Below are 12908 nucleotides of genomic sequence, written 5' to 3'. Positions count from 1 at the left end.
ATTCAGTCCAGGGCGTAGACCCGGCGGGCGTTGTCCCGGCCGATCAGCTGGGCCACCCGCATGGCGTCGGCCAGGCTCCACTCGTCGCGATCGACAAACTCCCCGAGCACCGCGCTGATTCCGTTGCGCCACAAGCGTGCTCCCAAATAGTGCAGTTCGGCGGGGCCGAACGCGTCCGAGGAATACAGGATCTTGCGCAATGGTGCGAGTTCCAGTGTGCGGGCCAGGAAAGCCTGGGCGCGGGCGCCGAGGTGATTGGTACTCAGCCCGGTGTCGAGATAGACGTTGTTGAAGGCCTGGGCGAGGTAGCCGGCCTCGCGTTCGTACGGGTAGCAGTGCAATAGCACGACCGGGGTGCCGCCGGAGTTGCGCAGAAAATCCAGCAGCAGCATCGGATTGGTCCGGTGCAGATCGCAGTCCCGGTCGCCGAGGCCGACGTGCAACTGCAGTGGCTTGCCCAGCCGCAGCGCCTCGTGCAGTCCAAACCGCAGCAGCACCCGGTCGGTCAGCCGTCGCCCGCCATCGTCACGCCAGCGTGCCGCCGCCTCGGCGACCGCGACCGGGTCCGGCTCCGACAGGTCGCCGTCGAAACCGCCGCGATAGGCCAGGATCGATTTGGTGGCCACCGCCTGCGCGCACCGTTGATGCAGGATCCGGCGGAACTCCTCGGCGTACTCCCCCGGTGCCGCGGCCGCTTGCTCGGCCACCTGCTCGATGCGCACGATCTCCCCCACCAGCCCGCCGGAGGCCGCGGAGATCTCGGCGAGACCGGCCACCCCCGCAAGTCCGGTATCGACCAGCCAGTCACTGACCCCGGCGGCGGGCAGGAACAGCTGCGCCAGTTCAGCCTCGGAGTGCTCCGAGCGTCGCTGCCAATAGTCCTGTGGTGCAGCATGTCTGGGGAGTCGGAGCATGGGCGCGCAGTGCGCCCGGATCGCCAACCCGATCTGGGTGTCGAAACCGCTGTCGAAGTCGGCCAGCGGCTCGGTATTGGCCTCGTTGAGCCCGTTCTCGAACCGGCGCCGGTCGGCATCGGCCAGCCAATAGCCGTGCACGTGGTTGTCGACCAGGCGCAGTCCGGCGATGTGCTCGGCGAGCACGGGGTTCCCAGGCACCTACAGGCTCCACGCCATCCGGAACTTGTCGGTCAGCGCTTCGGCGTCCAGATGCGAGTACGTCTCCTGCTCGTAGCGACGCACGGCTACCAGCACGTCGACCGCCGGGTCGCCAAGGATGGCCCGCATCGTCTGCGAGCCGTCCAGTGCGGCGATCTGCACGCCCTGGTCCGCCGAGAGCGCGACCACCCCGGCCGCGCTGCGTTGCTCGTCGGACAGGGTGGCCGGATCCACCGGGATCTCCTGGGGCAGTGCGGCGTTGCGCTCGATACCGTCGAGCGCCAGTCCGAGGATCGCCGCGGTGGCGAAGTACGGGTTTGCCGACGGGTCGACGATTTTCACCTCGACGTTGGCGCCGTAGGGGTTTCCCGGCCCGGCGTGCAGGTAGCGGACCGCGGCTTCCCGGTTCTCGGTGCCCCAGCAGTCGTAGGCGCCCGCCCAGTTACCGGGTTGCATCCGCAGACCCGACACGATCGAGCCGCAGAAGATCAGTTGCGCGGCGGGCAGGCCGGCAACGATCCCGCCGATGGCCGCCTGCCCTTCGGCGGTCAGGCCGTGTGGGCCGTCGCCGCCGGAGAACACCGGATCGTCACCGCGTAACAGCGAGAAGTGTTGGTGGGCACCGGAACCCACACTGCCGGCGAACGGAACCGGCGACAGGCTCACCCGCATACCGTAGGTGCGCGCGACGCGGCTGATGATGATCCGGGCCAGGATCAGCTGGTCGGCGGCGGCCACCGGGGACCGGGGAGCCAGCGAGATCTCGAACTGGTTCACGCCGTACTCCGGGTGGAACTGTTCGATCGCCACCCCCGCCGCACCGGCCGCGGCGGTGACGTCACGCACGAACCCTTCATGTTCGAGGACCCCGGCCAGCCCGTACTGGGCCCACAGGTTGCCGGGCAGCCGGTTTCCGTCGGGATCGACCAGCAGGAATTCGATCTCGTGACCCACCAGGGCCCGTAAGCCGGCGTCGGCCAACCGGGATTCGATGCGCGCCAATGTGCCTCGCGCGCACGACGGGATGGGTCGGCCGTCCTGGTCGAAGAACGCCCCGGGCGCCCACGCCAGACCGTCGCCCAGGACCCGCAGGCCCTCCAGGTCGATGCGAACCCGTTCGTCGCCGACGACGCTGATGCCCTCGGTGAACGCGATTCCGGCGCGGTCGATGGCGAACCCGTGCCAGACCGGGCTGGCACCCAGACCGGGGTTGGCGAACGCGTTGGTCCGCTGGATCGGCACGGTCTTGGCATGGGTCAGACCGGCCGGGTTCACCACGGTGCCGATGACGGTGTCGACGCCATCGGCCTCGAGTTGGGCGATCCCGGCGCCGGCGAGCGGAGTGGTCATGGCAGCCATTCTGCCGACCGCCGCGCCGGGGTGCGCGGGTTCGTCTGCCTCAGGCGCGGCTGGGCAGCGTGATCATGCAGGACTGACCGATATCCAGAGTGCTCAGCATCCGGCCCATCCCGACCCACATGGCGCAGGAGATCGTGAGGTCGGTCATCAGCTCGTCGGAGAAGTGGGGGCGGGCCCGCTCCCAGAAGTCGTCGTCGTCACGCAGTTTGGCGTGTTCGGTGCCGAACCGGTGGGCGAACTCGGCGGCGATCCGCTCCTGATCGCTGTAGCCGGGCCAGGTGCGCCATTCGGCGGCGTGGTCATAGAGGTCTTCGTCCACCCCGGCCGCCGGCCCGTCGGCGTCGCGAGTGTTCTGGCACAGCACGCACTCGTTGTCGAGCGCGATCACGGCGCGGGCGAGTTCCCGCGTCCGCAGCGGCAACCGGTTCTTGTCGCTGTACACCGCACTGCTGAAGGCCGCCATGGCCCCACCCAGATGCGGGGACTTCACGGCCCAGCCCGATACGTCGTCGTCGGCGAAGTTTCCGATTCGGCTCATGGCGCGATGGTACGCCGGGATCCGCAAAATGAGAACACGTTCTAGTTAGGTGCCGGGGGCGGCCGGCGTCCGCATCTCGTCGCGGGCCCACTCGCGCTGGACCAGCATCCGCTGGGCGATCCGCTCCAGGGCCGCCTCCACCTGGGTACGGTCGGGCCGGCCCTCGAAATTGGTCGACTTGGCAAGCCGGTGAACGATTTTGCGTACCAGCGCCGTCGACACCGCGTCGACCTCCCGCGCGCCGGCCTGGGTCAGCCACAGCTCGTCGCCGGTGTGCAGCGCATAGCCCCCGTCCACCAACCGGGCGAACGTCGGCTCGAGCACCTCGCACGGCACGCGCAGCCGTTCGGCGATATCGGTGAGCCGGGCGGTGCCGAACACCTGCTTGTTGCGGTAGATCTGCAGCAGCCCCCACAACGACGCCACGTCCAGATCACACTCGGGCCGCTGCGCCATCGAGCGCAGCCGAAGGTCCGGCGAATCGCGCATCATCCGTCCGACGGCGACTTCCAGGATCTCCTCCGGGGTTTCGGTGGACGGCATGCCGAAGCCCTCCCCGAGGTCCACGGCGAGCACATCCTCCATCTCGCGCAGCGGCACCTCTTTGAGGAAGAGCGCGAGCACGAAGCCGACCGCGGCGACCGGTGCCGCGCACAGGAACACGGTGCCCAGCGAGTCGGCATAGGCGTCGATGATGGGTGCGGCCATCTGAGCCGGAAGCTGATGCAACGCCTGCGGCGACTGGGCGGCTTCCGGTGGCGCGCCACTGGCCATCAACGCCGGGCCGATGCGGTCCTGCAGGAAGTTGGCGAACAGCGAACCGAAGATCGCCGCCCCGAACGAACTGCCGATGGTGCGGAAGAACGTCACTCCCGAGGTGGCCACCCCGAGGTCATCGAAGTTCACGGTGTTCTGCACGGTGAGGATCAGCACCTGCATGCACAGCCCGATGCCGGTGCCCAGGATGAACAGGTATAGCGACTGCTGCCAGATCGGGGTGGCCGCATTCATCTGGGACAGCAGCGCGAAGGCGACGGTCATGATCGCGGTGCCGGCCACCGGGAAGATCTTGTAGCGGCCGGTGCGTCCCACCAGCACGCCGCTGCCCATCGACGTGATCAGCAGGCCGACCACCATCGGCAGGGTGCGCAGCCCCGAGGTGGTGGCCGAGACTCCGTCGACGAACTGCATAAAGGTCGGCAGGAAGGTCAGCGCACCGAGCATCGCGAAGCCGACGACGAAACTGAGCACACAGCAGACGGTGAACACCGGGCTGCCGAACAGGCGGATCGGCAGCACCGGCTCCTCGGCGCGCAGTTCCACCCAGACGAAGATCGCCAGCGCTGCCGCCGAGGCCACGAACAGCCCGATGATCATCGGCGAGGTCCACGGGTAGGTGCTGCCGCCCCAGCTGGTGGCCAGCGTGAGGCCCGAGGCGCCGAGGCCGACGAACAGGATGCCGGCGTAGTCGATCACCGGCTTGCCGCCGCGGGCCAGCCGCGGGATCGCGGCGGCGGCCACGATGAACACGACCACCGAGACCGGCACGTTGATCCAGAACGCCCAGCGCCAGGACAGGTGGTCGGTGAAGAATCCGCCCAGCAGCGGGCCGATGACGGTGGTGACGCCGAAGACCGCGCCGAGTGCGCCCTGGTAGCGGCCGCGCTCCCGCAGCGGGATCACCTCGCCGATGACGGCCATCGCGGTGACCATGATGGCGCCGCCACCGATGCCCTGCAGGGCGCGCGAGGCAACCAGCATCGACATCGACGACGACAGTCCACATAGCACCGAGCCGGCGAAGAAAAACACGATGGCGGTCTGGAACACCGTCTTGCGACCGAACAGGTCGCCGAGCTTGCCCACCACCGCGGTGGTGATCGTGGAGGCCAGCAGGTAGCTGGTCACCACCCAGGCTTGGTGGCCCGCTCCGCCGAGGTCGGCCACCACGGTGGGCAGCGCCGTCGCGACGATCGTCTGGTCGAGTGCGGCAAGCAGCATCCCCAGCAGGATCGCGACGAAGATGAGGTTGCGCCGCTGCGGGCTGATGCCCGCGCTACTCGATTCCGGATCGGCGATCGCCGCCTCGGCCGTGGATGTCATGGGTACCTTTCGTCGCCGACCGACGCGAAGTATTCCCCTCGGCACGCATTCTCATGCCGTGATCGAGCACCGACCCGCGGTGCGGATGTGACGGTCAGCTCGGCGGGCGTGAGACGCACTGCGCCGAGTACAGCTCCACACCGAGCTTGTCCATCAGCTCCAGCTGCGTCTCGAGGTAGTCGATGTGGTGTTCCTCGTCGGCCACGATGCCCTCGAACAGCACCGCGGTAGTGGAGTCCTGCTTCTCGCGGCACAGGATGATCGCCGGCTTGAGCCGGGCCACCACCTCGTACTCGATGGCCAGGTCGCTCTCGAACTGCTCACGCAGGGTCTGGCCGACGCGCAGCGAGCCCAGTCGCTGATAGTTGGGCAGGCCGTCGAGCAGCAGGATGCGATCGGTGATCGCCTCGGCGTGGCGCATCTCGTCGAAGGACTCTTCGCGGGTGTGCTTGGCCAGTTCGGTGAAGCCCCAGTTGTCCTGCATCTTGGAGTGCAGGAAGTACTGGTTGATGGCGGTCAGCTCACTGGTGAGCTGCTCGTTGAGCAGACGCAGTACTTCGGGATCACCTTGCATGGCATGTCTCCTGGACGGGCTCGTCAGTCGGGCTGGCTGGTGCGTTTTCAATCTAGTCCAGCGAACTGGGTGGGCGCCGACTTTGACACCCCGAGTGTTGTAGGCCTACCTAACTTAAGTAAGGCTGCGCTAATATGGCGCTCGTGTACGTCTGCCTCTGCACCGGTGCCACCAGCCAGGCCGTGAACGACGCGGTGGCGGCCGGGGCCTGTACGTCCAAGCAGGTGGCCGCGGCGTGCGGCGCGGGACGCGATTGCGGACGCTGCCGCAAGTCGGTGCAGGCCATCATCAATGCCCACCGCGAACGGGCCACGGCCGCCGCGCCGGATTGCGGTGCGTGCGTCGCACGGGTGGAAAGCCGCCTCGCGCTGACCTAACTCGAGCGGCCCCGGTGAAAATCGGCGAGTGCCTCGGCGTTGGCCGCCGCACCCATCAGTTTCTCGAAGAGCGCGTACTCCCGCGCAGTGGCGGCGGTGATCTCGGCACGGGTGGGCTCAACCATGGTCTGCTTGACCGCGATGAGGCTCGGAATCGGCCGGGAGGCAAGCACATCCGCGTGCTTGCGGGCCTCGGCGAGAAGATCGTCGGGCTCGCACACCCGCCAGACCAACCCCATCCGCAGTGACTCCTCGGCGTTGACCCACTCCGAGGACATCAGCAACCAGGCTGCGTTCTGCCGGCCCATCAACTGCGGCAGCAGGTAGGACGAGGCCGCTTCCGGCGCCACGCCGAGGCTGGTGAACGGGCACTTCAGCCGCGCCGTGCTGGACATGAATACCAGGTCGGCGTAGCCCAGGATCGTCGCCCCGATCCCCAGTCCGACGCCGTTGACCGCGCAGATCAACGGCTTGGGGAAGTCGGTGAGCGCGGTGATCAGCCCCGGGAAGCCGTGCTTGCCGGCCGGGAAATCCGGGTCGGTGATCCGGGCCTGCATATCGCCGAGGTCCTGGCCCGCGCTGAACGCCCGCCCCGCGCCGGTGATGATGACGACGGCGACCTCGGGATCCTCGGCGGCGGCCAGCAATGCCTCGGTGGTCGCGTCGTAGAGTGCCTCGTTGAACGCGTTGAGGGCCTCCGGCCGGTTCAGCGTGATGGTGCGAACCCGGTTCTCGTCGTCGATGAGCAGCGTCATGGCCACGAACCTAACGGCTGGGACGAAAACGGGTCGCCGAGACCAGGACTGGCGCGCGACCCACCCCTTTCGCCTCGAGTGGCCAGTTACGTCACGCGATCGCGCCGAATCCGTGACGCAAGTGGCCACTCGGCGGGCGACCCTAGTCGCGGAACGGGCTGCGGAACAGGTAGCGGCTGGTCGGCACGGCGTCGATGTTGACGTTGGCCCCGAATGCCGCTGTGCTGGCGACCATCTGCTCCATCCGGTCGCGCAGATCGTCATCGTCGGCGGCGCCGAAGAACGCGTGCAGGCTGCCGACCGCCTCGTTGGGGAAGAGTTCTTCGACGATCGCATTGACGACGGGCGCATCGGGCGTCAGCGCGCGGACCACGTAGTTCTGGATGTACCCGAACGTGGACTGGGTGTCGATGGCGACCTGGGTGTGGTTGCCGTGCCAGCGGGTCAGCCAGGTCGGCTCGTCCATATCGGCGGGACGGCGCAGCAGGGCCATGTTGGCGAGTGCGGCCGTACGCTGCCCGGGAGCCGTCACGGGCGCCGGCATCGGGGCCGACTCGGTGACCAGATAGGGCGCCACCTGATCGGCGTGGCGGGCGAGCAGATCGAGCGCCGCGCGCACCTGCTCGCCGTAGTACTGCTGGGTCCACAGCGTGACGAAACCCTGGACGGGCGGGTCGAGTGTCGTCAGCGTCATCAGGGCGTCGCGGACATCGGCGTCGCGGACATTGATGGTCAGCCCGGGCACGTCGAGGGCGAGCAGTTGGTCGGCGATCGGCCCCCGGAGGCGCTGCGCCCAGTCGTCGTCAGCACTCCCGCTTCGCAACGTGATGATCACCTTTTCCATTCGCCCGAACTTAGCGGGCGGCGCCGCGATGTCGAGGGCCTGTCCCACTGCAGCCCATTCGAAATGCAAGGAAATTCACTGCGCATTCGCTGGCGCGAAAGCCGGGTATCCCGCCGTTACTTTTCCCATAACAAATTCAAGGGCTTTCGCTTTTGAATTCGGCACGCCACAATTGGCCGATGCGCTGGCGCGGGGGTCACTGGCTGTCGGCGGATGCCGGTCCGGCCCTTCGCGGTCTGCTACTGGTGTTCGCCGCAGTCTGGGTGGCGTTGACATGGGGTCCCGTGCATGCGGCCGTGCCGGTCGGGGTGGCAACCGGCGTGCTGGGATCGACACTGAGCGACGACGGCGCTCCGATTCGCCGTCCGGTGGCCGTTGTTCTGTTGTCGGTGTTGACCGCAACAGTGATAGTCGCCGTACCGGCCGCCGCTTATCCGCCGGTTCGCATTGTTGTCGTGATGGTCGTTTGCCTGGCTGCCGCGGCGATGTGGACACTCGGCGGCGGCGCGGGATTGGTGGGCGTCGGTCTGGCGACAGTCGCGGTGAGCGCGGGTGCCGTCCCGGCCACCCTGGCCGCCACCGTGACCACGGCAGCTCTGGTGCTCGGCTTCGGCGCGGCGCAGGTGCTGCTCGTCCCACGCTGGCGCTCCCCCGGCCGGCGCTGCGCCGAGATGGCTGCGGCCGCGCAGTACCGCCGGGTGGCCGACCTCGCCAGGTCCGTTCTGGCCGGGGCCGCCCGCACCGATACCGATGCTGCGCTACACGGCCTTCCCCATCGCATCGCGACGACTCTGCAGGCACCCGGCGCCGACCACCGCTGCGTCAGCGCCGCCGTCGAGGTGCTGACGGCCCTCGGCGACGACCGCCGGCAGGCAGCCGGTCCGGCCGCCGAGGCGCTGCGGCGCCTGGACGCCACCCGCACGCCGAACGCCACCGCGGCGTCCTGGCGGCTGCGCGGGCAGTTGCACGAGGCAGTGGCCGCCCGGTTCGGCATCGAGGAGCCGCTGGCCCGGCTGCACCGCCGGACGCTGACCGTCGTGTCGCGCGAAATCCGTTGGAGTTCGCCGATTTTCCGTCACGCGGTCCGGCTGGCGGTGGGTGTCGGCGCAGCGCTGACCCTCATCTCGCTGCGCCCACTACCCGAGGGTCTGTGGATTCCGCTGATCACCCTGATGGTGCTTCGTCCGGGATGTGCACGCATTTACGTACGGTCCCTGGAACGCATCGCCGGGCTCGCGGCCGGCCTGACGATCGCCACGGTGATCACGGTGTTCTGGCATCCGATCCCGCCAGTGCTGGCCTTGCTCACCGTCGCCTTCCTGGCCGCGGGATGGGCGGTCCAGGCCCGCGGCGCCTGGGGTACCGCGATGGTGATCGTGGCCGCGGTGGCCACGGTGACGCAAAGCGCGGGCTCGGTGGCCGACGTGCTCGGCGACCGGTTGTACGCGGCCGCGATCGGCGCCGCCATCGCCCTCTGGATGTATGCACTGCTGCCCGATCCGCCGCGGGCCAAGCTCTACCGCGGCATCACCGAGATGCTGCGGGCCCAGCTGCAGTACGCGGCCGTGACGGTCCGGGCGTGCACCGGGGCGGCGGTAGACGGCACCGAGCGGGACGCTGCTCGCCGCCGGGCGGTGGCGGCCCGGCGGGCATTCGACAGCGTGGCCTCGGCAACCCGGGTGACCACCGCCGCGACCGCACAGCTGCTGGATGCGGCCCGGCAGGAGGCCACCGGCCTGGCCGTCGCGATCGCCACGCTGGACAACGCACCTGCGCTGCCTGCCGATCTGCTGGCCGACGCCGCCGACGAGTACGCCACCGCACTGGTGGGCGCGGGAGTGCCGTGGCGGCTGGACTCCAGCTGGCTGCGATCCGCCGGCGAGGGACTGCGATTGGAGGGCTCGGTGCTGGCCGGCGATGACGGGGTGGCTGCCGCACTGACCCAGATCGAGGCGATCACCCGGCACGCGCTCGCGCTGGGCGACATGGCCGAACGCGTCACCGGTCACCTGAGCTACGCCTACGCCGTCGGCGACGACGTCCACTGAGCCGTGTCGATCCGGCTCCACCCATAGCTTCGCCGCGTACTCTGGCGGCACTTTCGCCCCCGGGACACAGGAGAGCTCCATGACCGACGCCGTTGCACGCGACGTTCTTCCCATCCCTGATCCGCAGCACGTCGGGTTGACCACCTACGACGCGAAGGACCCGAACACCAGCTATCCGCCGATCACCACGCTGCGCCCGCCGAAGGGCGCACCCAATGTGCTGATCGTGTTGATCGACGACGTCGGCTTCGCCGCGTCCTCGGCGTTCGGCGGGCCGTGCCAGACCCCGGTGGCCGAGCGACTGGCCGGCGAGGGGGTCAAGCTCAACCGCTTCCACACCACCGCCCTGTGCTCGCCGACCCGCCAGGCCCTGCTGACCGGCCGCAACCACCACTCGGTCGGGATGGGCGCCATCACCGAGATGGCCACGTCGGCGCCGGGCAACAGCAGTATCCGGCCGAAGAACAAGGCGCCGATCGCCGAGACCTTGCGCCTCAACGGCTATTCCACCGCCCAGTTCGGCAAGTGCCATGAGGTGCCGGTGTGGGAGGTGTCCCCCGTCGGCCCGTTCCAGCAGTGGCCGACCGGGTCGGGGTTCGAGTACTTCTACGGCTTCATCGGCGGCGAGGCCAACCAGTACTACCCGGGGCTCTACGAGGGCACCACGCCGGTCGAGCCGCCGCGCACCCCCGAAGAGGGTTACACCCTGACCGCCGACCTGGCCGACCACGCCATCACCTGGGTGCGTCAGCAGAAAGCGCTGATGCCGGACAAGCCGTTCTTCATGTACTTTGCGCCCGGTGCCACCCACGCTCCCCACCACGTGCCCGCCGAATGGTCGGACAAATACCGCGGGAAGTTCGATGAGGGCTGGGATGTGTTGCGGGAGAAGATTTTCGCCGTACAGAAGAAGCTCGGTGTGATCCCGGAATCGGCCGAACTGACCCCGCGCCACGACGAGATCCCGGCCTGGGACGACATGTCCGACGAACTCAAGCCGGTGCTGGCGCGCCAGATGGAGATCTACGCCGGCTTCCTGGAGCAGACCGACCACGAGATCGGCCGGGTGGTCGACGCCCTCGAAGATCTCGGGGTGCTCGAGGACACCCTGGTCTACTACATCATCGGCGACAACGGGGCCTCCGCCGAAGGCACCCCGGTGGGGTGCTTCAACGAGATGGCCGTGCTCAACGGGATGGGCGGTATCGAGACCGAAGAGTTCCTGCTGTCCAAGATCGACGACTTCGGCACCCCGGAGGCCTACAACCACTACGCCGTCGGCTGGGCGCACGCGCTGTGCACGCCGTACCAGTGGACCAAGCAGGTGGCCTCGCACTGGGGCGGCACCCGCAACGGCACCATCGTGCACTGGCCGGCCGGACTGACCGACACCGGCGGCACCCGCAATCAGTTCCACCATGTCATCGACGTCGCCCCGACGATCCTGGAGGCAGCCGGTATCCCGGCACCGTTCAGCGTCAACGGGATTCAGCAGGCGCCGCTGGAGGGTGTCAGCATGCTGCCGACGCTGCGCGACCCCAAGGCCGATGAATCCCATCTGGTGCAGTACTTCGAGATCATGGGCAACCGCGGCATCTACCACAACGGCTGGACGGCCTGCACCAAGCACCGCACCCCGTGGAAGGTCGATGCCCCGCCCGCCTTCGACGCCGACGTGTGGGAGCTCTACGGCCCCGACGACTGGACCCAGCGGCACAACCTGGTCGAGGAGAACCCGGCCAAACTTGCCGAGCTGCAACGACTCTGGCTTATCGAGGCGGTCAAGTACAACGTGGTGCCGCTCGATGACCGGTCGTTCGAGCGGATCAACCCCGATATCGCCGGACGCCCACAGCTGATCAAGGGCACCAGCCAGTTGCTGTTCTCCGGGATGCGGGTCAGCGAAAGCTGCGTGCTCAACATCAAGAACAAGTCGCATTCGGTGACCGCCGACCTGGTGGTGCCCGACGAGGGTGCCGCCGGTGTCATCATCACCCAGGGCGGTCAGGTCGGCGGCTGGTCGCTCTACGTGCACGAAGGCACCTTGAAGTACTGCTACAACTTCTTCGGCATCCAGTACTTCACCGTCACCGCCGACACCCCGCTGCCCGCGGGCAAGCATCAGGTGCGGATGGAATTCGCCTATGACGGAGGCGGATTGGCCAAGGGCGGCACCGTCACGCTGTATCACGACGGCCAAGCGGTGGGCAGCGGCCGGGTCGAGATCACCATCCCGATGGGGTTCTCCGCCGACGAAGCCTGCGACGTCGGCCGCGACACCGGGTCGCCGGCCTCACCGGACTACGGGCCCACCCACAACGAGTTCACCGGAACCATCGACTGGGTGCAGATCGACATCGGCGAGGACAACCACGATCATCTGATCACCCCGGCCGACCGGCTCAAGCTGGCGATGGGCAAGCAGTAGTCAGTCCCGGAGCCAGCGCGGGATGATGAACACCCCTTCGGCTTCCACGGTGATGCCCTCGGCGTCGGAGATGTGACCGGCGCAGAAGGTCTTCACCCCGTCGGTGCGGGTGATACCGGCTTCGACACGCAGCGGCCCCAGCGGGGTGGCGCGCAGGTAGCGCATGGTGATGCTGCCGGTGAACCGCGGCTTGCGGTCCGGGCTGGCGGCCTCCCCCAGCACGTGGTCCAGGATCAGTGCCGACACCCCGCCGTGGACGTGCCCGGGCGGACCTTCGTAGGCGGCACCCAGGTGGAACTCGGCCCAGCGACGGCCATCGGGCTCGCGGTGCACCTGCAGTGGCGGAGCCAGCGCGTTGCGCACACCGATGACGGCATTGCCCCAGTTCATGGCTTCGCCGTCAGTGCTGCGGCGCGCGCCGAACGCCCCCTCGATCTGCCGGCTGCGCAGGCGCGCGACCGCTGCGTCGATATCGGCCTTGACCGCGGCCACCGTCTCGGCGTCGACCTCGGTGCGGATGGTCGCGTCGACCAGATCGCGCACTGATTCGGCGAGCGGCTCGTAGATCGCGCGCAATCGCGCGACCTCCTCGGCGGAGATGTCCTCGACGGTGAATTCCAGCACCCCTGCACTAGAACACGGTTCTACCGCGGGTGTCTAACCGGCCTCCCGATATCGGCTAACACGATTGACACACAGCCGTACCCTGTTCGGAATCATTCCGTCGAGAATCTGCAGGTAGCCCTTAGCGCCCCAGGAGGCCAATA

General features: G+C 68.3%; 11 protein-coding genes. 3 read left to right on the top strand and 8 right to left on the bottom strand.

Annotation, left to right across the window (positions count from 1 at the left end):
* Positions 1 to 2 precede the first annotated feature (2 nt).
* From BN3385_RS19600 to bfr, 5 genes are all read right to left on the bottom strand, one after another.
* Positions 3 to 1115: an amidohydrolase family protein gene (locus BN3385_RS19600; RefSeq protein WP_059019194.1), complete on the bottom strand. Its 1113-nt coding sequence runs from the start codon at positions 1113 to 1115 to the stop codon at positions 3 to 5.
* Complete coding sequence (locus BN3385_RS19595) at positions 1116 to 2474, bottom strand: glutamine synthetase family protein (RefSeq protein WP_059019192.1); 1359 nt, start codon at positions 2472 to 2474, stop codon at positions 1116 to 1118.
* A gap of 40 nt (positions 2475 to 2514) precedes the next feature.
* On the bottom strand, positions 2515 to 3012 hold the full coding sequence (locus tag BN3385_RS19590) for a carboxymuconolactone decarboxylase family protein (protein ID WP_059019190.1): 498 nt from the start codon (positions 3010 to 3012) through the stop codon (positions 2515 to 2517).
* Between the two features lie 45 nt (positions 3013 to 3057).
* On the bottom strand, positions 3058 to 5115 hold the full coding sequence (locus BN3385_RS19585) for an MDR family MFS transporter (RefSeq protein ID WP_059019188.1): 2058 nt from the start codon (positions 5113 to 5115) through the stop codon (positions 3058 to 3060).
* 94 nt (positions 5116 to 5209) lie between these two features.
* The gene (bfr, locus tag BN3385_RS19580) at positions 5210 to 5689 is read right to left on the bottom strand and encodes a bacterioferritin (protein WP_059019186.1); all 480 of its coding nucleotides are present in this window, start codon (positions 5687 to 5689) and stop codon (positions 5210 to 5212) included.
* Positions 5690 to 5823: 134 nt separating this feature from the next.
* Here bfr and BN3385_RS19575 point away from each other — a divergent pair, with 134 nt between their 5' ends.
* Complete coding sequence (locus BN3385_RS19575) at positions 5824 to 6066, top strand: (2Fe-2S)-binding protein (protein ID WP_502688080.1); 243 nt, start codon at positions 5824 to 5826, stop codon at positions 6064 to 6066.
* Here BN3385_RS19575 and BN3385_RS19570 read toward each other — a convergent pair.
* Both BN3385_RS19570 and BN3385_RS19565 read right to left on the bottom strand, forming a co-directional pair.
* Positions 6063 to 6821, bottom strand: coding sequence for an enoyl-CoA hydratase/isomerase family protein (locus BN3385_RS19570; protein ID WP_059019185.1), 759 nt, complete (start codon positions 6819 to 6821; stop codon positions 6063 to 6065). The genes BN3385_RS19575 and BN3385_RS19570 overlap by 4 nt on opposite strands.
* Positions 6822 to 6963: 142 nt before the next feature.
* Positions 6964 to 7665 carry an EthD domain-containing protein gene (locus BN3385_RS19565; RefSeq protein ID WP_059019183.1) on the bottom strand — a complete coding sequence of 234 codons (702 nt, stop codon included), beginning with the start codon at positions 7663 to 7665 and terminating at the stop codon, positions 6964 to 6966.
* Positions 7666 to 7844: 179 nt separating this feature from the next.
* Between BN3385_RS19565 and BN3385_RS19560 the strand changes: the two genes are divergently transcribed.
* Complete coding sequence (locus BN3385_RS19560; RefSeq protein ID WP_059019181.1) at positions 7845 to 9713, top strand: FUSC family protein; 1869 nt, start codon at positions 7845 to 7847, stop codon at positions 9711 to 9713.
* 79 nt (positions 9714 to 9792) lie between these two features.
* On the top strand, positions 9793 to 12141 hold the full coding sequence (locus BN3385_RS19555) for an arylsulfatase (RefSeq protein WP_059019179.1): 2349 nt from the start codon (positions 9793 to 9795) through the stop codon (positions 12139 to 12141).
* Here BN3385_RS19555 and BN3385_RS19550 read toward each other — a convergent pair whose 3' ends face one another.
* Positions 12142 to 12765 (bottom strand): PaaI family thioesterase, encoded by a 624-nt coding sequence (locus tag BN3385_RS19550; protein ID WP_059019176.1) that lies wholly within the window; start codon positions 12763 to 12765, stop codon positions 12142 to 12144.
* Between the last annotated feature and the right edge of the window lie 143 nt (positions 12766 to 12908).

Origin of the sequence: Mycobacterium sp. M26 (assembly GCF_001494595.1) — a bacterium.
Lineage (GTDB): Bacteria > Actinomycetota > Actinomycetes > Mycobacteriales > Mycobacteriaceae > Mycobacterium.
The sequence above is the reverse complement of the archived record's forward strand: the minus strand, read 5'-3'. Positions and strand labels throughout refer to the sequence as shown.